Raw genomic sequence first — 23,328 nt, forward strand, 5'->3', positions numbered from 1 at the left:
CACCCGTGTTAATTGAACAGAATCGGAGGTTAAAGATCTTTTCCGGAACAGCCAATCCGGAATTGGCCCGAGACATCGCCAAGTTTTTGGGGACTAGTTTAGGGGATTGCGAAGTTAAGCGCTTCAAAGACGGTGAGATCAGCGTCCGCATCAAGGAAACTGTCCGGGGTGCCCACGTTTTTATCGTGCAGCCCACCAGTAATCCCGCGGATACTAACTTAATGGAACTGTTGATCATGATCGATGCCATGCGCCGGGCGTCGGCCCGGGAAGTGGCGGCGGTGGTTCCCTACTACGGATATGCCCGTCAGGATCGAAAGACCCAGCCTCGGGATCCCGTGACTGCCAAGCTGGTAGCCAACATGATCACCACCGCGGGAGCTGACCGGGTATTGACCATGGACCTGCATGCCGGTCAGATTCAGGGCTTCTTTGATATCCCCAGCGATAACCTTCGAGCGATGCCCATTCTAGCCGAATATTTCGCCGCCAAGAATTTCGAAGACGTGGTTGTTGTCTCCCCGGACGTTGGCGGAGTATCCCGGGCTCGAGAGTTTGCCAATCACCTAAGCTGTGGTCTGGCCATTGTGGACAAGAGACGTCCAGAGCCCAACGTGTCGGAAGTGATGAACGTTATTGGTGACATCGAGGGCAAAGTGGCTATCCTGGTCGATGACATCATCGATACCGCCGGGACCATTGTCCAGGCCGCTGAAGCCTTGGCCCAGCGGGGAGCCAAGGCCGTTTATGCCTGCTGTTCCCACCCAGTATTGTCGCCGCCGGCGGTGGAGCGGATCGCTAACTCCTGCTTGACGGAAGTGGTTGTCACCAACAGCATTCAGCTGCCCGAGGAGAAGCAAATTGACAAGATTAAAGTCCTGTCGGTAGCTCCCTTGTTTAGTGAAGCCATCCGACGGATTTACGAAGAGCTATCGGTGAGCAAGCTCTTTGATTAGCTGCCGGCGTTTCCCCCTTTGTGACGGTGCGAAGGAGCGGGAAATTGGCTATTTATCCAAATAAGTGATATACTTCAATTTATGGCGAGTGACCAAGCCGAAAGTTCTAACTGTAAAGGGGGTTCGCTTATGGCTAATATCACGTTAGCAGTGGAGCGAAGGGAAGACTTAGGTAAGGGTGCAGCTCGCAAGTTGCGCCGTTCTGGTTACATTCCTGGTGTTGTCTATGGTCCGGGTAAGGACACGGTGGCTGTACAAACCCCGACCAGGGAGTTTGTCCGTGTGTACCAAGAAGCAGGACATACTAACCTGGTTGATCTGGATTTCTCCGGGGAAACTAAGACCGTGTTGATCAAGCTTGTGGATCGGGACCCAGTGAGAGACGATCTGGTCCATGTAGATTTCCACGAAGTACGCCTGGACGAGGTAATTGCCACTGTGGTTCCCGTGGTCATCACCGGCGAAGATGCCCGGGCCAGCGACGGCGGAATTGTTACCCAAGTTCTCTTTGAACTTGAGGTCAAGTCCTTGCCCACCAACATTCCGGAGTCCATCCCGGTAGACGTTTCCGGCCTGACCGTTGGGGATGCCATTTCCGTTGGCGATTTGACGCTGCCGGAAGGTGTGGAAACCGATGTCGATCCAGCGGAGGCTGTAGTCTCTGTGGTTCTGCCTGCTGCTGAGCCTGCAGAGGACGAGGATGAGGCCACGGAACCGGAGCTAGTCGGTGAAGAGGACGGCGGGGACGAGGAGTAGTTGAGTCATGAAATTGGTTGTGGGCCTGGGTAATCCCGGGCTCAAGTATGCTCAGACACGGCACAACTTTGGTTTCATGGTCATAGAGGAACTAGTCCGGCGGCATGGGGTTACTCTCACCGCCGGCTCTTTTTCCGCGCTCAGCGGTAGTGTTAGAATTAACGGGGAAAAGGTAATCTTATTAATGCCCCAGACTTTTATGAACAACAGCGGTAGAGCGGTAGGGCCCGCGGCTAATTATTACCGGATTGCACCGGAGGACATCTTAGTTATCTACGATGACCTGGATCTGGCTTTAGGTGAGGTGCGACTGCGGGCCAAGGGCAGTGCCGGTGGGCACAATGGGATGAAATCCATCATTGCTGCCCTGGGCACCCAGGAATTTGCCCGTCTGCGTTTGGGAATCGACCGTCCCACGCACAGCGAGGAAGTGATCAATTACGTCTTAAGCAATTTTCCCAAGGCAGATCAACCCCTCGTTGAAGAAGTGATTACCACCGCTGCCGATGCCGCTGAGCTGTGGATCACCGATGGAGTCACCGTCGCGATGAGCAAGTTCAACGGCATCGTGGGAAAACCGTAAGAGAACAGAAATTGATGGGCACGGGGCTTTTCTTGTAAAAGCCCTGTTTTGCCATGTTCCAGGGGGTTACGTTTTGGCTTTGCATGGACTGATCGATTTAATACAAACCACCGATGAGTTTTCTTACCTGGTAGGAGGATTGCGTCGGGGACATAGAGAGCAATTGGTGGTGGGGGCCAGCGGCTCCTACAAACCGGCTTTGATGGCGGGATTGCATACTGTAGTCAACGAGCTGCAGCGCCCCTTGCTGGTGATTACCTATTCGCCCCTCCAGGCAGAACGGCTTTGGCAGGAGTTATCCAGCCTGGCACCGGACACCGAGGTTCTGCTCTATCCCGCCAATGAAGTCTACCCCCATGAAGAAGTCAATCGCAACTTAGACCTGGCCCGGGAGCGGATCCAGGTGATGACCGCGGCCGTCTTGAAGCGTCTGGCCATTAGTATCGCGCCGATTCAGGCAGTGGTGGAGCGTATCGTTCCACCCCAGGCCTGCGCCCAAGGGATCTTGCACATCGACATGGATACCAGAATTGACACCGAACAGATAGCCCAGCACCTGGTGGATGCCGGTTATGAGCGGGTGGAGATGGTGGAGGGCGTGGGGCAGTTTTCCATTCGGGGTGGAATCATCGATGTCTTTCCTTTAGTGGCCCAGCGTCCCGTTAGAATCGAGCTCTTTGACGACGAAGTGGATTCCCTGCGGGAATTTGATCTAGAGTCCCAGCGCTCCCTGGAGAAAATCAGCGAGGTATTTATCTCCCCGGCCATCGAACTTCTGGTCACCTCGCAGGATCGGCAGGCCATCGTACCGCAGCTGCAGTCGATGCTGGAGCGCCAGGTGCGCAAGTTAGAGTCCAGCAACCTGTTGGAAGCTGCCGATGCCCTAGAAAAGCGCATTGGGGAGCATATTGAGAAGCTGTCCAATGGGATGTACTTTCCGGGAATCGAGCAATACCGTCCCCTTTTGGTACCCGATTCGACCTTGATTATCGACTATTTCACCGATGCCCTGGTGGTTATCGATGAGCCCGCTCGGGTTCGGGATCAGCTGCAGTCGATGCTGGAAGACTTTGGTCAGATGGTGGCTAACCTCTTGGAAAAGGGCAGGGTCCTACCCCTGGTGACCGACAATTACTGTGATTGGCCGGAAGTGCTGCGTCAGTGCAAGGAACATCCCATCGTCTACGTCTCAACGCTGTCTACCAGAGCTCAGGGGATGCAGCCCAGCCAGACCATTAACAGCTCCAGTCGAGGGGCAGAGACCTTCCACGGTAAACCGGAGCTGTTGGAGGAGCGGCTGAAGTTTTGGCGGCAGCAGGGCTATCGGGTATTGTTATCGGTTTCCAGTCGGACTCAAGCGCAGCACCTAGTTTCCACCATCCAAGAAAGGGATGTGCCCGCGGTCTTTGCAGAGGAGCTCGGCGATGCTCTGAAGCCCGGTAACGTAGTGGTGACCGTAGGGGGCCTACAAAGCGGTTTTGAGCTTGCCGGGGCCAAGCTGGTGGTGCTGTCTGATACCGAGATCTACGGTCGGCGGGCCAAGCAACGGCGCCGTCCCTCGGTGGAGGAAGCCGTTAGAATCACCCGCTACTCCGATTTGCAGCCCGGTGATTACGTGGTCCATGTCAACCATGGGATCGGTCGCTATCTCGGGGTTCATACCCTGGAGGTGGCGGGAGTTCACAGGGACTACCTGACTTTGCAGTATGCCGGGGAGGATAAGCTCTATGTCCCCACGGAACAGGTGCACCTTTTGCAAAAGTACGTGGGAACCGAGGACCAGGAGCCTCGCCTCTACAAGTTAGGGGGTACCGAGTGGGCCCGAACAAAACAGCGGGTTAAGGACTCGGTACAGAATATCGCCCGGGGACTACTTAAACTCTACGCGGAGCGGGAATCCCAGCCCGGTTATGCCTTTAGCGAAGATACGGTGTGGCAAAAGGAATTTGAAGACAGTTTTCCCTACAGAGAAACGGAGGATCAACTCCGGGCCATTGTCGAGATGAAGCAGGATATGCAGCGTCCCCGACCAATGGATCGACTCCTTTGTGGCGACGTCGGCTATGGCAAGACGGAGGTGGCCATCCGAGGTGCCTTTAAGGCAGTGATGGACGGCAAACAGGTCGCGGTCCTGGTCCCAACGACGATTTTGGCGCAACAGCATTACCGCACCTTTAAGGAACGCTTTGAAAACACCGGAGCCAATATCGCGATTGTCAGTCGCTTCCAAAGCGCGACGGTGCAAAAGGAGACCCTCCGGCGACTGAAAGAGGGACAGGTGGATGTGATTATCGGTACCCACCGGCTGCTTTCTAAGGACGTTAAGTTTAAGGATCTGGGCCTGGTAATCATCGATGAGGAGCAGCGCTTTGGTGTGGTCCAAAAGGAACGGCTCAAGGAGATCTCCAAGGGGGTAGACGTTCTCACCCTCACCGCCACTCCCATCCCGAGGACGATGCATATGGCCCTAGTTGGGGTTAGGGATATGAGCGTCATCGAGACGCCGCCGGAGAACCGCTTTCCCGTCAGGACCTATGTGGTGGAGTATGAGGAGGAACAGATTCGAGAAGCGATTTTGCGGGAGCTTGCCCGGGAGGGACAGGTTTACTTTGTCTACAATCGGGTAAGAACTATTGACGCCCTCGCCCAACAGTTACAGCAACTGGTACCGGAGGCTAGGATCGCGGTAGCCCATGGGCAGATGGATGAGAATCGCTTGGAAAAGATCATGCTGGACTTTTTCAACCAGGAGTACGACATTCTCCTCTGTACCACCATCATTGAAACAGGAATGGACATCCCCAACGTCAACACCCTCATCGTCTACGATGCTGATCACTTGGGCCTATCACAGCTGTATCAGTTGCGGGGACGAGTCGGGAGAAGTAACAGGGTGGCTTACGCGTATTTTACCTATCGACGGGACAAAATACTGTCAGAGGCTGCAGAAAAGCGCCTCCAGGCTATTAGGGAGTTTACCGAATTAGGTTCCGGCTTCAAGATCGCGATGCGGGACTTGGAAATCCGAGGAGCCGGTAACCTGTTGGGACCGGAGCAGCATGGGTTTATTGCTTCCGTTGGCTTTGAACTATACTGCAAATTGTTAGAGCAATCGATCCAGGAGTTAAAGGGAGAAACCAAAGAAGAACCTCCAGAACCAGTACTGGACTTGAGCGTCGATGCCTATCTGCCCGATGAGTTTATCTCCGATAGTCAGCAAAAGGTAGAAATGTACCGCAAGGTCACAGCCATCGCCAGCGAAGAGGACCTGATGGATGTGACGGAGGAGTTAGAGGACCGCTTCGGGGATCTACCGCTTCCTGTGGTCAATTTGCTGGTAGCTGCCAAGATCAAGAATCTGGCCAGGCGCTGCGCCGTAGCCTCGATTCAGCAGCAAAGAAATCTAACGGTGATTAGACTTCACCCCGGGATGGAGCCGGCGGAATCGGTGCTGAGCTATTTGACGAAGCAATACCGCGGTCGACTGACGGTGGCCAAAGGCAAACAGCTGCAAATCCGCCTCAACACCCGAGGCCTTTCCGAGGCAGAAGTCCTGGGCCTATTGGAGTCTATCCTCACCGATGCGGTAAAGCAAATCGAAGGGACTTCTTGAGTTTGGGGTAGAGTTGGCAGCTGCGAATAAAAAGGGTGGCCCCGGTGTAAATTATGAATACCGTAATAGCCTGGCAGAGCCAAAGGAGGGACGCGAATGAAGGCAACGGGAATTGTGAGGCGAATTGACGATCTAGGTCGGGTAGTGATCCCGAAGGAAATTCGCCGGACCTTGAGAATTCGAGAAGGAGATCCCTTAGAGATCTTCGTTGACAGGGATGGCGAAGTTATTCTGAAAAAGTATTCTCCCATTGGGGAGTTAGGTGACTTTGCCCAGGAATATGCTGATTCCCTCTTTGAATCAACGGGATATATATCCATCATCTGTGACAGGGATGCGGTGGTTGCAGTCGCGGGGGCCCCGAAGAAGAATTGGATCGACAAGTCGATCATTCCACCGGTGGAAGAGGTTATGAGCGGGCGAAAGTCGGTGATTTTCCCGGAAGACACCGGTAACATGCTCGTGGACGATGAAGATGATCTGTGGTATTTCCCCAACATGGTGGCAGCTCCAATTATATCTGAGGGCGATCCCGTTGGAGTCGTCATGATCGGTTCTAAGGAAGCTAACGTCAAACTCGGAGAGTTGGAACGGAAGCTGGCGGAGACCGCGGCCGGGTTCTTGGCCAAGCAAATGGAACAATAGCAGCAGCACAGACTGTTGTGCCAGGCAGAAAACAATACGCCAAGACGGGTATCAAGCGATGGTTAAGATTTCGGATACCGTGTCTTGGCTTTTTTGCGCCTATCTGCTGTTATCGGAATGAGTGCTTAGGGTTGACTCCTTCCCGCCCTCGCTGGCCTTAGCTTCCTCCCAGAGCTGATCCATCTCCTCCAGGGTCATCTCTGTCAAGGAGCGTCCCTGCTCCTTAGCCTTAGCTTCGATGTACAGGAAGCGGCGCTTAAACTTATTGACAGACTGCAGAAGGGCGATTTCCGGGTCAAATCTTAGGTGCCGGGCCACATTGACCAGGGCAAAGAGGATGTCGCCGAACTCTCCCGTTAGCTCTGGGTCTCCACCCTCGGGGCCCTGCTTCTCGGCAGTCCCTTGACGGGCAATTACGTCTTCAAACTCCCGCAGCTCCTCTAGTACCTTGGCGTAGGCTCCTTGGACCTCGTCCCAATCAAAGCCTACCTTGGCGGCCTTTTGCTGAATCTTTCTGGCGGTCATCAGCGCGGGTAGTCCTGGAGGAATGCCCTGCAGGACAGAGCTTCGGGTCTCGCCCTTGGCAGCCCTTTCCCTGCGCTTGATCTCCTCCCAATTGACGGTGACGGCCTGGGCGGTTTTCGCCTCGATGTCACCGAAGACATGGGGATGGCGGCGAATCATCTTCTCCACCAAAACTCTGACCACATCGTCGGCATCAAAGGCCCCTCTTTCCGCGGCAATTTGAGCATGGAAGATCACCTGGAGCAGGACGTCTCCCAGCTCCTCCATCAGCTGGTCATCATCGCCTTCATCTACTGCCTCCGCTACTTCATAGGCCTCTTCGATGAGGTAGGGCTTGAGGCTGATGTGGGTTTGCTCACTGTCCCAAGGACAGCCATCTTCGGCCCGCAGCCGCTGCATCACCTTGACGATGGGCAGCAGGCTAAATCGGGTTTGAATCTTTTCCCCGTCGGTCACCTTGGGTACATAAAGACTGGTCAGATGGTCAATCCAGTCCACCTGGTCCAGTTGGTACAAGGGCATTGTCTCCTGACGGGCCTGTCCGGGGATTCCGGCGGCTTTGACTAGGGTGACGGGATGCTCCCCATCGTAGTGGTCCAAAAGGAAAAGCTTCAGGTCACTGGCCACCCAGCGGTTGTACACCTGGGTAATTAGGAGGGGACTTTGGGTATCAATCCCGGAAGGCATGTCCAGGGCGTCACAGATCACCAGCCCATTGGTGGGATCGATGGCCAGTTCCGCCATCATCGCCTCCAGTCCACTCATACTGGGAATTACCTGAACCTCAACGCCTGCCTCCCTGGCCCTTTCCAAGAGCAGGGTGACGGTGGTCTCCGCAACAAAGGGATGTCCCGGAACGGCGTAGACTATCGGGGTTTCCCTCGCAGCAGTAAGCAGCTCATCGACAATCTGCTGGTAGACCTTGGAGAACTCCTCCGCGGACTCATAGATGTCATCGAAGGAGTGAACGGGACCGGGAATCTCCTGGATCAGCTCTGGAACCAAGGGATGAACAGTGGTACGAAAGTAAACGGGAACATCGGCCATCAGCTGGGCCTTGGCTCCCAGGGAAATCAAATCGGCAGAGCCGGGGCCTAACCCGACGACGGTAATCCTTGGGTTTGGCAACGGTATCGCCTCCTAAAAAAGATAGGCTTAGGTCCTTTGGCAGACCCAAGCCTAGTGTGTACTGGCCTTAGGTTACTTAGCCACGGCTTCTCTGAGGCCCTTACCGGCCTTAAAAGCAGGGACCTTAGAAGCTGGGATCTCGATGGTTTCCTTGGTGGAAGGATTGACGCCCTTGCGAGCGGCACGATCTCGTACCTCAAAGGTACCAAATCCTACAAGGGTAACCTTGTCCCCTGCAGACAGAGCCTCGGAGATGGTCTCGAATACGGCATCAACGATGGTGCCGGCATTCTTCTTGGTAGTTCCGGTCTTCTCCGCGACCGCTGCAATCAGATCCGTCTTGTTCATTTGGTTTCCTCCTCTTCCTTAGAGAAAATGCCTATCTATCTTCTCGAGTATATTCTGTGCATGGTTGTCCGATCCTGCCTCAATACGAGGTTTTCGCAATTATTATCTTTCATCTTAGGATGTTATACACCTAAGTCGGGGCTAAAGCCGGTGAATTTGTCCAAACTATAGGATGCGAGAGCATTTTCGGACTGAGGAGGAGACAGAGGTGAAAGTCCCAAGAAATAGATGGTATTGGATAATCGGGTTGTTTCTCATCACTTTGCTGGTTGTCGGGGGGTGTGCCTCCCTTTTTGAACCTCGGCAGCGGGATCAGGATCGAGCACCCATGGCACAAAATCAAGGAGAGCAGCGGGAGGAGCCCACCTTAACGGTCTATATCGTGGACACCGAAGAGAAAAAGGAAATGAAGCTAGAGGAGTATCTGGAAGGGGTAGTGGCCGGGGAGATGGAGGCCGACTGGCCCGAGGAGGCCTATGCCGCTCAAGCGATCCTGGCCCGAAGCTTCACAGTGAATTGGCTCGATGCTAACAAGAAGTCCCAGTACGGTACCGACATTTCCACCGATGTAGAGGAGGCCCAGGCCTATAATCCCGAGGCCATCACCGACACCATCAAGGCCGCGGTGGAAAGGACCCGGGGAGAGGTGCTAACCTACAATGGCAAGGTGATCAAAGGGTGGTTTCACAGCTACAGCGGCGGGCAGACCGCCAGCGCCAAGGAGGGCCTCAACTACCAGGGTGAGGAACCGGAGTATATCACCAGCATTGACCTGCCGGAAAATGAATATGTTCCCGAGGAGTTGAAGTCCTGGACGGTGGAGCTGGAGGAGGATACTGTTATGCAGGCCCTTAGTAAGCTCGGTGCCGATGTGGGGACCATCGAAGAGGTGAAAATCGGAGAGACAGGGCCCAGCAACCGGGCCATCACTTTGAACTTTGTCGGCAGTGAGGGCCAGACCGAGGTCTCGGCGCCGGAGTTTCGCATTGCAGTGGATCCCAAGGTGCTGAAAAGCCTGCTCCTGACGGAGGTATCCTGGGCCGATGGGACGTTGACTATGTCGGGGTCAGGCTTCGGCCATGGCGTGGGCCTGAGTCAATGGGACGCCTATATGCTGGCCAAGGAGGGCGCCAGTCCCGAGGAGATCGTTCGCAAATTCTTCCCCAAGGCCACGATTAAGCGCCTTTGGGAATAATTTAGTTATCAGTTGACGCTCCCTTGCATAGACATGACTAGAGAGTACAAGTCTCGTGCGGGGGTGTATTGGGGTGGAGGAGAAAAAACTTGTGATGCGCCGGGGACATCAGCTGGCCCTTAAGGGGCGGGAAAGCCTCTCGGTGGACGGCGTGTTAAATGTGGAAAGCTTCGACGAGCATGAAATTCTACTGGAGACTGAGGAAGGGATGTTGGTGGTGCGGGGGGAGGACCTGCACATTAAGGAGCTGAACCTCGACACCGCCAGCCTGCAGGTCAATGGATTTGTCACCACCCTGGAGTATATCGGGGACAAGGCCACCAGAAGGAGCGGGGGATTCTTCAGTCGGGTGTTCAAATAGAGGCACAAAAGCAGGCCCTCGGCATAGTCTAAAGTTATAGGGACTTTAGAGGGAGATTTGGTAAGGAGGGCTGCCCTTTGGATACCCTAACCCATCAGGTCACCGCATTTATGATCACAATCCTCAGTGGGTTTGTCTTCGGCATCCTCTATGATCTGTACCGGGTGATTCGGGGAGGTATCCGCCCCCGGCATCACTGGGCTACGATTATGGATGTCCTCTTTTGGGTGGTGATGACTCCCACCATGATTGTGCAGTTTATCTTGGCTAATTGGATGGACCTGAGATTTTATGTTCTTTTGGGAGTGGTTTTAGGGCTATTTTTGTATTTCACTGTCTTCAGTTGGTTGGTAATTAACACCGTGGTCACCATCGGGCGCCTGGTGGGCGGGCTGGGGGCTTTGCTGATCTCTGGTACCGGCAGGATCCTAATGGCCCCGGTGGCCTTAATTAGGCACTTAAGTTGGCGGTGGCGCTGGAGTCGGCTGCCCAAGTCTTCGAATTACCGCCCACGGCCGGGAATGCGCTGGCGGGGAGGGATTGCGGCCAGGCTCTTCTGGTGGCAGGGCCGGTGACGGGAAAACAACCCTACAGGTCAGCTACCGGCAAGGAATTGCCCGCGGCCACGTCGAACCCCCTAGACTATCGGGGGTGGTGTTGATGAAGCGGCTGACGAATCCCCGCCGATTTGCCACAGCCCTATTGGTGGGGCTGTTGCTGGTCGTCGGGGTCGGCTTTGTCCACAGGCACCTGCGGGTCAAGCAGGTTGAGGCGGAGATCCGCAGGGTGCAGGCAGAGATCCAGGCGGTCCAAGCCCGGAACCAGCGTCTGCAGGAACTCATCGACTACATGAACAGTCCGGAGTATGTGGAGAAAGTTGCCAGGGAAAAACTTCGCCTGGTGATGCCCGGGGAAACGGTATATAAGATCGCTGAGCCCCAAGACTTCCCGGCTCCCTACGACATCCCCCAGACGAATCCCAAGCCCTAGCTTGGCTTTTTGAAGATTCTAGTGCGTTGACAAAAAAGTTCCCAATAAAGTATAATGGCACTGCAGGTTAGCCTGTAACCGTTATTCGTTTTTCTAGGAGGAGTACATACACGTATGTCCATCGAGGTCGGGAGCATTGTCGAGGGAAGAGTTGCTGGCATCACGCATTTCGGTGCTTTTGTGGAACTGGGGGATGGTCAGACCGGTTTAGTGCACATTTCGGAGATCGCCGATGCCTACGTCAAAGATGTGAAGGATTATCTGAAGGAAGAGGACATCGTTAAGGTTAAGGTCCTGAGTATCAGCGACGGAAAGGTGGCTTTGTCGATCAAACAGGCTCAGCCTCGCCGGAATGCGAAGCCGAAGACCTCCTTTGAAGAGATGTTAAACCGCTTTATCAAGGATAGCGACGAGCGGCAATCGGACCTGAGGCGAAGCATGGATTCGAAGCGAGGAGGTCGAGGGGGCCCCAGTCGAGCCAGAACTTTTTAGGTAAGGATTTGCTAATAACGCATCCCTGCGGGGATGCTTTTTTGTATGGTGCAGCGGTCCAAGTCCCGGAAGCGATGGGCAAGGAGGCGGCAGACAAGACATGCTCTCGGACATATTAGTCCTAGAACAGGAAGCAGTGGAGGTGTTGTCAGTGACGGGAAAAAGAAGGGGGAAGGAAGTCGACCCCAGGGACATTGACCTAATCGAAGCACAGCTGGGCAGAAGACCCAAGGGTGTGGCGGAGATAGTCACCCGATGCCCCAGCGGAGCTCCCCAGGTAATTAAGAATATCCCGGTAACCTTTGACGAAGAGGATCCCCAGTCACCACCTCGGATTTTGCCTACCCTGTACTGGCTCACCTGCCCAGAGCTGTTGACCGCGGTGGCTCGCCTAGAGGCTGAGGGAATGGTTTCCAAGTTACAGGAAATAATAGACAAGGATCCCAGGTTGACCGAAAGACTACAAACCGCCCATGCCCGCCACGCTCGCCAGCGCCGGGAGCTGGTCACCGACACCGCTTGGGCCAGCCGTTGGCCCCAACAGTTTACGGTGATCAGTCAGACGGGAGTGGGAGGAATTCGAGGCAGCGGAATCAAGTGCCTGCATACCCACTACGCCGACTTTCTCGCCACCGGTGATAACCCCGTGGGAGAGCTGGTGCACAAGGAGCTAAAGCTCCGAGGATGGCTGCCTTGTCAAGAAGCAGGGCTAGGGGGCAGTATCCCTTGCTTTACCCAGGCCAAAGACGAAATCCAGCCAGATACCGAGGTCGAAGCGGGCAAGCTCCTTGCCGCGGGCAAGGTGGGTACGAATTCCTGTAGAATTGTTGTCACCCAAGGGGAGCCTAGCCGCAGCCAAGACCTTACCGTCGTCGCTGACTGGAGTGTAGAGTCCCGGATCGGCGCCGGGGTCGATGAGACCAAGAGCTTAAGTCCCGAGGCGGTGGACCGCACCATCGCGGCTCTCAAGCAATTACTGGCCCAAACAGAGATCTGGGGTGCAGCTTTAGTGGATCTGGCGGGAACCGGTGCGCTGCGGGAGGCTGCCAATGCCGAGGAGTTTGTTGATAGAGTTAAGGCAGAGGTGGGAGTGGACCTGAGGATTATCTCTGGGAGCGAGGAGGCTCGGTTGTCCTATGCCGGGGCCACCGCGAAGCTGCCGGAGGAACAGAGAAAGGAAGCAACGGTGATCGACATCGGCGGCGGGAGCACCGAGATAATGGGCCAGCAGGGAGAGCTCGTCCTCAGCCTTGAGGTGGGGGCGGTGCGGTTGACGGAGCGCTGGCTGGGCGAGGGCAACGGTGCCTACGGAGATTCTAGTCAGTGGGAAGAGCTACTTACCTTTGCTACCAGGGCTGTTGAAGCAGCCCTTGCCACCCAGGGCCAGAAGTTGGTCCCATCTAGCCAAGTGGTGGGCGTTGGGGGTACCTTTACTACCCTAGCGGCTATTAGGGGTGAGGTGAGGGACTATCACCGGGCAAAGGTAGAGGGCATGGGGCTAGCCCTGGAGGAATTTGATCAGATTGGCAGAAGGCTCTTCGCCTTACCGCCGGAAAAGCGGGTCAACATCCCTGGACTTCCCCCGGCTAGGGCTGATATAATCACCGAGGGAGTTGCTATTGCCTTGGCTGTACTGCAGCAGCTGGGCGCCGATGGAGTCATGGTATCCACCAACGATATGCTGCTGGGAATGATTTTGCAGGCGGGGAAGGTCAAGGCTTAGCTTCCTGGGGTTGCCTGCCGATAGATAGTTGACGTCGCTGCCTTGACGTACTATAATAAAGTGAGTTGACGCCGGGGTGTTGGAACAGGTAGACAATGGGGACTTAAAATCCCCTGGGCCCTTTGTGCCCGTGCGGGTTCGAGTCCCGCTCCCGGCACCACTGTGACGGCCTGTTGAGGTCGTCTTTTCTTTTTATCGGGATTATCACTTGGATGATCGGGTAGACAAGTTTTCCCGAAGAAAGGATTGAGGGTCTTGGTGACCAGGTTAGTGGTAGCTGTCACCGGCGCCAGCGGCTCGATTCTGGCAGTACGGCTTTTGGAAGCGCTGGCCCAAAGGGACTGTGAAGTTCACTTAGTGGTGAGTGACGCGGCGCAGCAGACGCTGGAGCTGGAGACCGATTACAAGCTGGATTACTTAGCTTCCTTGGCGGATCGGACCTACAGCAACCGGGATGTGTCCGCGGCCTTGGCCAGTGGGTCCTTTCCCGTCACCGGGATGGTGGTGGTCCCCTGCAGTGTCAAGACCCTGGCGGGCATTGCTTCCGGTTATGCTGAGTCCTTGATTTTGCGGGCCGCGGATGTTTGTCTCAAGGAGCGGCGCCCCTTGATTTTGGCGGTGCGGGAAACTCCTTTGAATGCCATTCACCTGGACAACATGCTGCGGGTGACCCAGGCCGGGGCTATTGTGATGCCGCCGGTACCGGCCTTTTACACCAAACCCGTCACCGTCGATGATATTTGCACTCAGTTTGTCGGGAGGATCTTGGCCCGATTTGGCCTCTCGGTAGCGGGGTATCAGGTGTGGGAAGGGTAGCATTCCCATTGGAACCAGGTTTTGACAGCCTCCCAAACTTGTATTTTTCGAAAAGTATGATATACTATTAGTGCAGTCAAACGTCGCGGGGTGGAGCAGCTGGTAGCGCGTCGGGCTCATAACCCGAAGGTTGTCGGTTCGAATCCGGCCCCCGCAACCAATTAGTATGGTAAATCCCTCACACCGGTTGAGGGATTTTGCCGATCAAGATGGCGGCGTAGCTCAGTTGGCTAGAGCATACGGTTCATACCCGTAGTGTCACTGGTTCGAATCCAGTCGCCGCTACCAAAGCCAAAAACCCCAGCTTTCCCCTTTGGGGGGAAGCTGGGGTTTCCCTTTTTACTTGCGATTGTTCTATTTCTCCTCGTTGCCTCGGGGGACCGCTGACCAGCTGCTGTAGCCCCACTGCTTAGCCGTTCTTTCCATGATAATAAAGCTAAGGAGGCCAAAGACAGGAATCTGGATAACTTGGGCGACGATCCGCGGCAGCAGCAGGGGAGCAAAGGGAATCCCAAAGAGCATGTTCAAGAACCAGGGAACCATCAGTACCGAGGTAATCACTTGGCCAACGGCGATGGCGATGATCAGCTTGAGCTTGGTGATTGACTGCCTACCCTGGGCCAGCATCATCCATCCGGGAATAGCTCCCGTCAAGGCCGAGGTCAAGGTGAAATGGGGGACATAGGCTCCCATGGGATTGATCATATACCCTAGGACGTCGGCCACCGCGCCTACGATTGCCCCCGCCAGAGGACCAAACATCAGGCCCGCCAAGATGATGGGCAATCCACCAAATCCAATCCTAATTCCTTCCACACCGGCAATCGCGATTCTGATACTGGCCACCCGGGCTAACACCACACTGAGGGCCACCAGTAAACTCAAAAATACCCACTGTCTCGTCTTCAGTCTTACTCCCTCCTCTGATAATGTGCGGCATGCCTCACCACACCAAAGAGGGTCCTTCATAGTTCGCTCTTCGATGGGCAGCGGACGCGATACCATACCGCGGGTTTCCCCTTCGTTCAGAGACAACGTCCCATTCCCTGACACTTAACGCATGGTACCTACTCTGCCGCGTGAGATTGTAGTCTGATCATATCACTCTGGGATTGAGGGGGCAATACTGGACTGACCTATCTATGGCTTGGTATTTCAAAGGGATCCGATAGGAATAGGAGGAGCCGTTGTGGTATTGCTAAGCAAGACAAAGGGCGCTGTTTGGTTAGTACCATCAACGTCTCAGGACAAACTAGTCAGACAGCGACAGGTGAGGAGAGATTGCCTATGCAGATATCTAAGGTAAATATCCAGGGTGTGGAGATAGCTCTGGTGGACAGCAGTGAAGTGCTGATCAAGGATGGACAGTCGGCACTAGACATATTGATGACAGTATCCTATGAGAGCGGGTGCAATCGGATCGTTCTCGATAAGTCCGTCATTTGTGAGGACTTTTTCAACCTGCGAACGGGGATTGCCGGTGAGGTGCTGCAGAAGGTGGTTAACTACCAACTGAAGGTGGCTATCGTGGGGGATTTCTCCATGTACACCAGCAAGAGTCTGGCGGATTTTATCTATGAAAGCAACCAGGGCCGCCACGTCTTCTTTGTTTCCACCACGGAAGAGGCTATCGAGAAGCTTAGCGGGAGTTGAATCTGGCAACTCCCGCTAAGCTTTTATACGTTATTGCTGAGCATCCTCTAGTAGGACAACCTCTAAACCCTGTGCCAGTCATCCATTGGTAGAATACCGCGAAAGTATCCTAGTCAGTGACCACCACTTAACGATTGACAATACTGGGTTTCTCCTCTACAATATATACCGTACGGGGGTATTGTAGTAGGATGCAAAATGCTTGATCGAATCGAGGGTTTTGCCCAGTTGAGATTGGGCACTGTTATCGATAGAGGTGACAATCATGGCAACTACAGAAGATATGCGCAAAGGGACGCTCAAGATCGGTGGAATGACCTGCGCCGCCTGCGCCAATCGCGTGGAAAGGGCCTTGTCCAAGGCCGAAGGGGTCAAGGGCGCCAACGTGAACCTGGCTGCAGAAAAGGCTGCCGTTGAGTATGATCCCGAGCTGGTGGATTTAAATAGATTGGCTGAAATTGTTGAAGACCAGGGGTATCGAGTGATTCGGGATCGGGTGGAACTGGGAATCACCGGGATGACCTGTGCGGCTTGTGCTAACCGAGTGGAAAAGGGTCTGGCTAAGCTGCCAGGGGTGAGCAACGCAGTGGTCAACCTGGCGGCGGAGAAGGCAGTCATCGAGTACGACAGCTCCACCGTCAGTGTCTCGCAGCTGAAGCAAACCGTGGCGGATTTGGGATACAGTGCCCACGATATTGCCGATAGTGAAGAAGCCGATGCTGAAAGGGCGGCCCGGGAGAGTGAGATTCGCCGTCAACAGCGAATGTTCATTTTGTCTGCAGTATTGTCCGCACCGATGCTGTTGGGGATGATTGCCCATATGGTGGGCATCACCGGCAAGTGGGTCAATGTGGTGATGGATCCCATGGTCCAGTGGGTCCTGGCCACTCCGGTACAGTTTATCGCCGGCTGGCAGTTCTATAAGGATTCCTACTATACCCTGCGGGCCAGGAGTGCCAACATGTCGGTGTTAGTGGCCCTGGGTACTAGTGCCGCTTATTTCTACAGCCTCGCAGTGATTCTCTGGGATCACCTCTTTGAACAGCAGGGTGTCTACTTTGAAAGCTCCGCAGTGATCATTACCCTAGTCCTCTTGGGTAAGCTCCTTGAGGCTAGGGCCAAGGGACGAACCTCAGAGGCGATGCGCAAGCTGATGGAACTGCAGGCCAAGACAGCTCGGGTGGTTCGAGGCGGGGAGCAAATCGACATTCCCATCGAGGAAGTAGTGGTTGGGGATATCGTTGTAGTGCGTCCCGGAGAGAAGATTCCCGTCGATGGCATCATCGTCGAAGGCAGTTCCTCGATAGATGAATCGATGTTAACCGGCGAGAGCGTTCCCGTGGATAAGACGGTGGGCGATGAGGTCATCGGTGCTACCATTAACAAACACGGTTCCTTTAAGTTTGAAGCCAGGAAAGTGGGCGCTGAGACCACCTTGGCCCAAATCGTCAAGATCGTGGAGGAAGCCCAGGGCTCCAAGGCTCCGATTCAGCGCTTTGCCGACGTCATCTCCGGCAGATTTGTCCCTGCGGTCATCGCGGTGGCGGTAATTACCTTCTTTGCTTGGTGGCTCTGGGGCGATCCCGGCAACTTCAGTCGGGCCTTGATTAACATGACCGCGGTATTGGGCATCGCCTGTCCCTGTGCCCTGGGTTTAGCTACTCCTACTTCCATCATGGTGGGTACCGGTAAGGGTGCGGAAAATGGGATTCTGTTCAAGGGTGGGGAGCATCTGGAACTGGCCCACAAGGTAAATGCCGTAGTTTTGGATAAGACCGGTACCATCACCAAGGGTGAACCCGCGGTGACCGATGTTATCGGTGTGGGTGGTTACTCAGAGGATCAGGTGCTGCAGTTGGCGGCCGTCGCGGAAAGGGGCTCAGAGCACCCCCTCGGCCAGGCGATTATCACCGGAGCCGAGGCCAAGGGGCTGGCCCAGAGCGAGCCTGAGAACTTTGCTGCCATTCCGGGGCAGGGAATTAGTGCCACCGTCGATGGTCACTCGGTGTATTTGGGTAACCGTCGGTTGATGGAAGAGCAGGGAATTTCCACCGAAGAACTCGATGAGAAGGTGCAGCGGCTAGAGTCTGAAGGTAAGACCGCGATGCTGCTGGCGGTAGATGGCCAGCTGGCAGGAATTGTGGCTGTGGCCGATACCGTCAAACCCACCTCCCGACAGGCCATTGAGGTTCTCAAGTCCATGGGCGTTGATGTTTACATGCTAACGGGGGATAACAGAAGGACCGCCCAGGCCATTGCCGCCCAGGTGGGACTTGATCCCCAGCACGTGCTGGCGGAAGTACTGCCTGAGGAGAAGGCCCGGGAAGTCGAGAAACTGCAGCAGCGGGGTCTCACCGTTGGTATGGTGGGCGATGGCATCAACGATGCCCCGGCTCTAGCAACGGCCGATGTTGGCTTTGCCATCGGTACCGGCACCGACGTAGCCATTGAATCCGGGGATGTTACCCTGATGCAGGGAGACCTGCAGGGGATTCCCGCGGCCATTCAGCTTAGTCGCAGCACTATGCGCAACATCAAGCAGAACCTCTTCTGGGCCTTAGTGTACAACAGCCTTGGGATTCCCGTTGCCGCCTTTGGCTTCCTGCCTCCGATTCTAGCGGGAGCGGCGATGGCCTTTAGTTCCGTCTCCGTGGTCTCCAATGCCTTGCGTCTGCGGCGGTGGCGCTACCGGCAGCAGGGGTAAGAGGATAAGCAGGTTCTCGACTAGCACCAGTGGGAGATAGGTGACAACTGAATACCAACAACGAAGCTAATGGATAGGTAATGTATCTAGGTAGATATGAACTAATCAGACCCGGAGGGGGAGTTTCCCCTTTCGGGTTTCTGTTGTTTGTGGTAAGGGGTAATCCATCGAGGAATCGCCGGGGATGAGGGGAACTACTTCCTTGGAGTAAGGCAAAGAAAACATCTACACATACGAAGGAGAGTATAGGATGAATCAACGGGCATTAACAATCAGCTGTTATATCGGTTATTTTCTCATTGGAGTCATCGGTTTGGTCTATGCTCCGGCACTGCCCCTGATGATCGATAACTTCGGGATCACTTTAGTGGCTGCCGGGGCGATCTTTCCCGCCAAGTCCATTGGGTCCTTAATCGGATCCCCCTTGGGCGGGAGGCTCTCTGACTATTGGGGACGAAAACCGGTAGTTCTGTGGGGCTGTGTGATTCAAGGCGTTGCCTTGGCGATGATTGCCCTATGTTCCCAGTGGTGGATGGTACTGGCCCTCTTTGCCTTGGCGGGAATCGGGGGCGGGTTTGTCAATATCCCCTTGAATGCACTGATCTCCGATATTAATCCCCACCGCCGGGGAGCTGCCCTAAACACCCTCCACGCCCTTTTTGGTCTGGGATCCCTGGTGGGACCATTGCTAGTGGGGTTTGTACTGTCCCTGCAGGTCTCCTGGCAGGCGGTTTTTTGTGCCGTTGCCGGCTTCTGGCTCCTCTATGGATTGTTGATGGCCACTCAGAAATTTCCCCAGACGCAAGGACAAAGCCGTGCCGGCAGAAGCCGTACCCAACAGAGCACCGTGGCTTTGTCAGACCTGCTGCGCCACCCGGTCTTCTTACTCCTATTGAGCATTGCCTTTGTCTATAACGGCCTGGCCCATGGTCTGGTAGGTTGGCTCAATACCTATATGGATAGTCTGGACTTTTCCGTATTGGTGGGCTCTGGACTGGTGTCCTTGTTTTATCTGGGACTAACCACTGGGCGCTTTACCTGCCGAGTCTATTCTGACTCCCTAGGTTACTCCAAGGTCCTGCTGCTCTGTGCCTTGGGCAGTGTAATCTTCTATCCCTTGGCAGTGTTGGCTACCTCTCCACTACTTATCGCCCTGGGAGTGACTTTGGCGGGCTTTTCACTTTCGGGGCTGTATCCCACGGGGTTGGCCTATGTCAACACCCTCTTTCCCGATGGGGCAGGGACAACCATCGGGGTGATGTCGGTGGCGATGTCCACGGGAGCTACCGCTCTTCCCTGGCTGATTGGTGTCTTAGCTGAGACTAGGGGATTTCGCTTCGGTCTGGGGCTTGGGGCTGTCACTGCCCTGTGGCTGTTGATCGCCGCGCTATGGGTGCGAGCCTTGGAGCAAAGAGTGCATCGTCCCACTGGGGTGGCGGGATAGGTGGACGAGTAGAAAGGAAAAAGCCAAGCCCTTCGGTAGTTTATTAATGTCGGGAAAATTCTGACGGTGGAAGGGAGATGGACCTATGCAACAGCTGAGGATCGGTCTCGTTGGGTACAAGTTTATGGGTAAAGCCCACAGCCACGCCTATAAGGACGTGGGGATGTTCTTCGATCTGCCGGTGGAACCGGTGATGCAAGCCATTTGCGGCCGGGACGAAGATTGGGTGAAACGTTCTGCCCAAAAGTTCGGCTGGGCCAGCTATGAAACGGATTGGAGAAAGCTAGTTCAGCGGGATGACATTGATGTCATCGATGTCACCGCTCCCAGCAACGTCCACAAGGAGATTGTCCTTGCTGCCGCGGAAGCCGGAAAGCACATCTTCTGCGAAAAGCCCTTAGCCTTAACCTTGGCCGATGCTAAAGAAATGCTGGAGGCAGTGACCAAGGCCGGCGTGAAGCACATGATCGGTTTTAACTACCGCCGCGCTCCGGCGCTATCCTTGGCAAAGCGAATGGTTGAGGAAGGTCGGTTAGGAAAGATCTATCACTTCCGTGGTCAGTATCTCCAGGACTTTGTCGTTGATCCCAACTTTCCATTAGTGTGGCGTCTGCGCCGGGATATTGCCGGTTCAGGATCCTTAGGGGATCTGGGTGCCCATACCATTGATATTGCTCGGTGGCTGGTGGGCGAGATTGCCGAGGTAGTGGGGATGAGTGAGACCTTCATTAAGGAGCGTCCCCTGCCAACTTCCATGGAGGGTCTCAGCGCCACCGGTGGCGGCGAGAACGCGGAGATGGGAGAGGTCACCGTCGATGATGGTACCGCCTTCCTAGCCCGGTTTGCCAATGGTGCGATGGGAACCTTTGAAGCGACCCGGTTTGCCACGGGACACGATAACACCAACTGGTTTGAGATTAACGGCAGTAAGGGAGCTATTCGCTTCAACTTCGAGCGGATGAATGAACTGGAGTATTACAACCGCGAGGATGAAGATGGTTACCGAGGCTTTCGAGTGATCCAGGCTACACATCCCAGCCATCCTTACATGGAGGCCTGGTGGCCGGCGGGACACATTATTGGCTATGAGCACACCTTTATCCACGAGATGAAGGACTTCTTCGAGTGTATTGTTGAGGATCGGATGCCGGAGCCTAACTTCGTCGATGGTGTTGAGTGCCAGCGAGTGATTGAGGCGGTGGAGAAGTCGGTAGTAGAGAGAACTTGGGTGCAGGTTAAGTAAGCTATCTCTTACGGATTGGGAGAGGAGACTACAAAGTGGCGAAAAAGGCGTTAATCGTGTGGGGCGGTTGGGAAGGCCATGAACCCAAGGAGGTCTCGGAGATCTTTCGAAAGACCCTAGAGGAAGAAGGGTTTGAGGTAGAGGTTTCTGATACCCTGGATGCCTTCTTAGATGAAGACAAATTGAAGAGCCTGAATTTAATCGTTCCCGTATGGACCATGGGTAAGATTACCCAGGAACAGCTGCAGCCGGTACTGGCCGCGGTGGAAAGCGGTGTAGGATTGGCGGGATGCCACGGGGGAATGTGTGACGCCTTCCGGGAAAGCACTGACTGGCAGTTCATGACCGGTTCCCAGTGGGTGGCCCACCCCGGCAACGATGGGGTGGAGTACATGGTGTACATTAAGCGGGGTTCCAGTCCCATCGTCGAGGGAATCCCTGATTTCAAGGTAGCCAGTGAACAGTATTATATCCATGTGGATCCGGCGGTGGAAGTATTGGCTACTACCATCTTCCCGGCTCCCGGAACTAGTGGTCCCCATACTGCCAATGGTCCCGTGGAGGTCCCGGTGATGTACACCAAGCGCTGGGGTAAGGGGAGAGTCTTCTACAGTTCTCTGGGCCATCACGCCGATATCTTTGACATTCCCGAGGCCCTGGAAACGATGCGCCGGGGCGTTTTGTGGGCGGCCAAGTAGACAGAACAGAGAAGCAGAAAGGGAGGGAAGGGCATGCGCAAAGTGAAAGTCGGTGTGATTGGCTGCGGGAATATTAGTGGAATCTACTTTCAAGCAGGACAGACCTTTGAGATCCTGGACATTGTGGCCTGTGCTGATTTAATCCCGGAGCGAGCCCAAGCAGCGGCGGAGAAGTACGGTATCCCCAAGGCCTGTACCACCGAAGAATTGCTGGCGGATCCAGAAATTGGGATCGTAGTGAATCTGACTATCCCTCAGGCCCATGCTGAGGTAAGCTTAGCGGCCATTGAAGCGGGCAAACATGTCTATGTGGAAAAGCCCCTGGCGGTGACCAGAGAAGATGGCCTCAAGGTGTTAGAAGCTGCGAAGGCCAAGGGTCTGCGGGTAGGCGGAGCTCCCGATACCTTCCTAGGTGGGGGCCTGCAAACTTGCCGAAAGCTCATCGACGACGGTTGGATCGGCAAGCCTATTGGGGCCACGGCCTTTATGCTTTGCCATGGCCATGAAAGCTGGCATCCCGATCCAGAGTTTTACTACAAGGTTGGCGGTGGCCCAATGTTTGATATGGGGCCCTACTACCTAACGGCTCTGGTGTCGCTAATGGGTCCAGTAACCCGGGTCACAGGGGCGACCCAAATCACCTTCCCGGAGCGGACGATAACCAGTCAGTCTAAGTTTGGAACCAAGATCACCGTCGATGTGCCCACCCATGTGGCGGGAATCATGGAGTTTGCCAGTGGTGCGGTAGGAACCATCCTGACCAGCTTTGATGTGTGGTCTACTACTTTGCCTCGCATCGAGGTTTACGGAACGGAAGGCACATTAATCGTTCCAGATCCCAACACCTTCGGTGGGCCAGTAAGAGTACGCCGGATGGGAGCGGAAGAATGGACGGAAATACCCTTAACCCACGGATACAGCACTAACTCCAGGGGAATTGGGGTAGCCGATATGGCCTATGCCATTCAGTCTGGTAGACCACATCGCGCCAACGGCGAGATGATGTACCATGTACTGGAGATGATGCACGGATTCCACGATGCCGCCACCCAAGGCCAACACTACGTCATGACCAGTACCTGCGAAAGACCGAAGGCACTACCCTTAGGATTGCCGGGACACAAACTGGACGAATAAGAAGCATAACCAAAATACCTACATAGTCCACCTGCCGAGTCACAAACTTCGGCAAGTGGACTTTTTTTCGCTAAAGTTCATTTCTCCCACTGCCGAGGTAAGTAATAAGCAGTCCAAGGATGGACAGCAACATAACAAGGAGGAAGATACGATGAGGATTAACAACAACATCATGGCCCTCAACGCCCACTGGCAGTTGGGTGTAAACCAAGCTAACAGCTCAAAGAGCATGGAAAGACTCTCCAGCGGTATGAGAATTAACCGTGCTGGCGACGATGCAGCAGGCTTGGCTATCTCTGAAAAAATGAGAGGTCAGAT

General features: G+C 54.8%; 22 protein-coding genes and 3 tRNA genes. 22 read left to right on the top strand and 3 right to left on the bottom strand.

Annotated elements, in window-relative coordinates; genetic code table 11:
• Positions 1-5: 5 nt before the first annotated feature.
• The 5 genes from GX030_03500 to spoVT all read left to right on the top strand — a co-directional run bounded on the left by GX030_03500 (position 6) and on the right by spoVT (position 6,553).
• Entirely contained in the window at positions 6-956 is a 951-nt protein-coding gene (locus tag GX030_03500; protein ID NLV91445.1) for a ribose-phosphate pyrophosphokinase, read from the top strand.
• Positions 957-1,085: 129 nt separating this feature from the next.
• Complete coding sequence (locus GX030_03505) at positions 1,086-1,712, top strand: 50S ribosomal protein L25 (GenBank protein NLV91446.1); 627 nt, start codon at positions 1,086-1,088, stop codon at positions 1,710-1,712.
• 7 nt (positions 1,713-1,719) lie between these two features.
• Entirely contained in the window at positions 1,720-2,295 is a 576-nt protein-coding gene (locus GX030_03510) for an aminoacyl-tRNA hydrolase (protein ID NLV91447.1), read from the top strand.
• A gap of 73 nt (positions 2,296-2,368) precedes the next feature.
• Positions 2,369-5,908 (top strand): transcription-repair coupling factor, encoded by a 3,540-nt coding sequence (gene mfd / locus GX030_03515; GenBank protein ID NLV91448.1) that lies wholly within the window; start codon positions 2,369-2,371, stop codon positions 5,906-5,908.
• 96 nt (positions 5,909-6,004) lie between these two features.
• Entirely contained in the window at positions 6,005-6,553 is a 549-nt protein-coding gene (gene spoVT / locus GX030_03520) for a stage V sporulation protein T (GenBank protein NLV91449.1), read from the top strand.
• Between the two features lie 99 nt (positions 6,554-6,652).
• On the opposite strand, the gene mazG is transcribed toward spoVT, so the two are convergent.
• Positions 6,653-8,191 (bottom strand): nucleoside triphosphate pyrophosphohydrolase, encoded by a 1,539-nt coding sequence (gene mazG / locus GX030_03525; GenBank protein NLV91450.1) that lies wholly within the window; start codon positions 8,189-8,191, stop codon positions 6,653-6,655.
• 87 nt (positions 8,192-8,278) lie between these two features.
• Complete coding sequence (locus GX030_03530) at positions 8,279-8,554, bottom strand: HU family DNA-binding protein (protein NLV91451.1); 276 nt, start codon at positions 8,552-8,554, stop codon at positions 8,279-8,281.
• Positions 8,555-8,762: 208 nt separating this feature from the next.
• On the opposite strand from GX030_03530, the gene GX030_03535 reads away from it, so the two are divergent.
• The 10 genes from GX030_03535 (at position 8,763) to GX030_03580 (ending at position 14,419) form a co-directional block, all read left to right on the top strand.
• Positions 8,763-9,749: a SpoIID/LytB domain-containing protein gene (locus GX030_03535; GenBank protein NLV91452.1), complete on the top strand. Its 987-nt coding sequence runs from the start codon at positions 8,763-8,765 to the stop codon at positions 9,747-9,749.
• 94 nt (positions 9,750-9,843) lie between these two features.
• On the top strand, positions 9,844-10,110 hold the full coding sequence (yabP, locus tag GX030_03540; GenBank protein NLV91453.1) for a sporulation protein YabP: 267 nt from the start codon (positions 9,844-9,846) through the stop codon (positions 10,108-10,110).
• Positions 10,111-10,187: 77 nt separating this feature from the next.
• Complete coding sequence (locus GX030_03545) at positions 10,188-10,685, top strand: hypothetical protein (GenBank protein ID NLV91454.1); 498 nt, start codon at positions 10,188-10,190, stop codon at positions 10,683-10,685.
• A gap of 85 nt (positions 10,686-10,770) precedes the next feature.
• Positions 10,771-11,100 (top strand): septum formation initiator family protein, encoded by a 330-nt coding sequence (locus GX030_03550; GenBank protein NLV91455.1) that lies wholly within the window; start codon positions 10,771-10,773, stop codon positions 11,098-11,100.
• A gap of 114 nt (positions 11,101-11,214) precedes the next feature.
• Positions 11,215-11,592, top strand: a complete 378-nt coding sequence (locus tag GX030_03555; protein NLV91456.1) for a S1 RNA-binding domain-containing protein — start codon at positions 11,215-11,217, stop codon at positions 11,590-11,592.
• A 100-nt stretch (positions 11,593-11,692) separates the two neighbouring features.
• On the top strand, positions 11,693-13,315 hold the full coding sequence (locus tag GX030_03560; protein NLV91457.1) for a DUF501 domain-containing protein: 1,623 nt from the start codon (positions 11,693-11,695) through the stop codon (positions 13,313-13,315).
• Positions 13,316-13,385: 70 nt separating this feature from the next.
• Positions 13,386-13,475 (top strand) — tRNA-Leu (locus tag GX030_03565).
• Positions 13,476-13,573: 98 nt separating this feature from the next.
• Positions 13,574-14,131: a UbiX family flavin prenyltransferase gene (locus GX030_03570; protein NLV91458.1), complete on the top strand. Its 558-nt coding sequence runs from the start codon at positions 13,574-13,576 to the stop codon at positions 14,129-14,131.
• Positions 14,132-14,215: 84 nt separating this feature from the next.
• Positions 14,216-14,291, top strand: a tRNA-Met gene (locus tag GX030_03575).
• A gap of 51 nt (positions 14,292-14,342) precedes the next feature.
• Positions 14,343-14,419, top strand: a tRNA-Met gene (locus GX030_03580).
• 66 nt (positions 14,420-14,485) lie between these two features.
• Here the strand turns inward: GX030_03580 and GX030_03585 are convergent.
• Positions 14,486-15,100 carry a folate family ECF transporter S component gene (locus tag GX030_03585; GenBank protein NLV91459.1) on the bottom strand — a complete coding sequence of 205 codons (615 nt, stop codon included), beginning with the start codon at positions 15,098-15,100 and terminating at the stop codon, positions 14,486-14,488.
• A 318-nt stretch (positions 15,101-15,418) separates the two neighbouring features.
• On the opposite strand from GX030_03585, the gene GX030_03590 reads away from it, so the two are divergent.
• The 7 genes from GX030_03590 to GX030_03620 all read left to right on the top strand — a co-directional run.
• Positions 15,419-15,784, top strand: coding sequence for a DUF4180 domain-containing protein (locus GX030_03590; protein ID NLV91460.1), 366 nt, complete (start codon positions 15,419-15,421; stop codon positions 15,782-15,784).
• Between the two features lie 265 nt (positions 15,785-16,049).
• The gene (locus tag GX030_03595; GenBank protein NLV91461.1) at positions 16,050-18,488 is read left to right on the top strand and encodes a copper-translocating P-type ATPase; all 2,439 of its coding nucleotides are present in this window, start codon (positions 16,050-16,052) and stop codon (positions 18,486-18,488) included.
• 250 nt (positions 18,489-18,738) lie between these two features.
• Positions 18,739-19,932: an MFS transporter gene (locus tag GX030_03600; GenBank protein NLV91462.1), complete on the top strand. Its 1,194-nt coding sequence runs from the start codon at positions 18,739-18,741 to the stop codon at positions 19,930-19,932.
• An 85-nt stretch (positions 19,933-20,017) separates the two neighbouring features.
• A complete protein-coding gene (locus tag GX030_03605) occupies positions 20,018-21,175 on the top strand; it encodes a Gfo/Idh/MocA family oxidoreductase (GenBank protein NLV91463.1) in 1,158 nt (385 codons plus the stop codon).
• A 35-nt stretch (positions 21,176-21,210) separates the two neighbouring features.
• Positions 21,211-21,873: a hypothetical protein gene (locus GX030_03610; GenBank protein ID NLV91464.1), complete on the top strand. Its 663-nt coding sequence runs from the start codon at positions 21,211-21,213 to the stop codon at positions 21,871-21,873.
• A gap of 33 nt (positions 21,874-21,906) precedes the next feature.
• Positions 21,907-23,010: a Gfo/Idh/MocA family oxidoreductase gene (locus GX030_03615; protein NLV91465.1), complete on the top strand. Its 1,104-nt coding sequence runs from the start codon at positions 21,907-21,909 to the stop codon at positions 23,008-23,010.
• A 151-nt stretch (positions 23,011-23,161) separates the two neighbouring features.
• Positions 23,162-23,328 (top strand): flagellin (locus GX030_03620; GenBank protein NLV91466.1); only part of this gene is annotated, 167 nt, incomplete at its 3' end.

Source organism: Bacillota bacterium (assembly GCA_012727955.1).
Taxonomy (GTDB): Bacteria; Bacillota; Limnochordia; order DTU087; family JAAYGB01; genus JAAYGB01.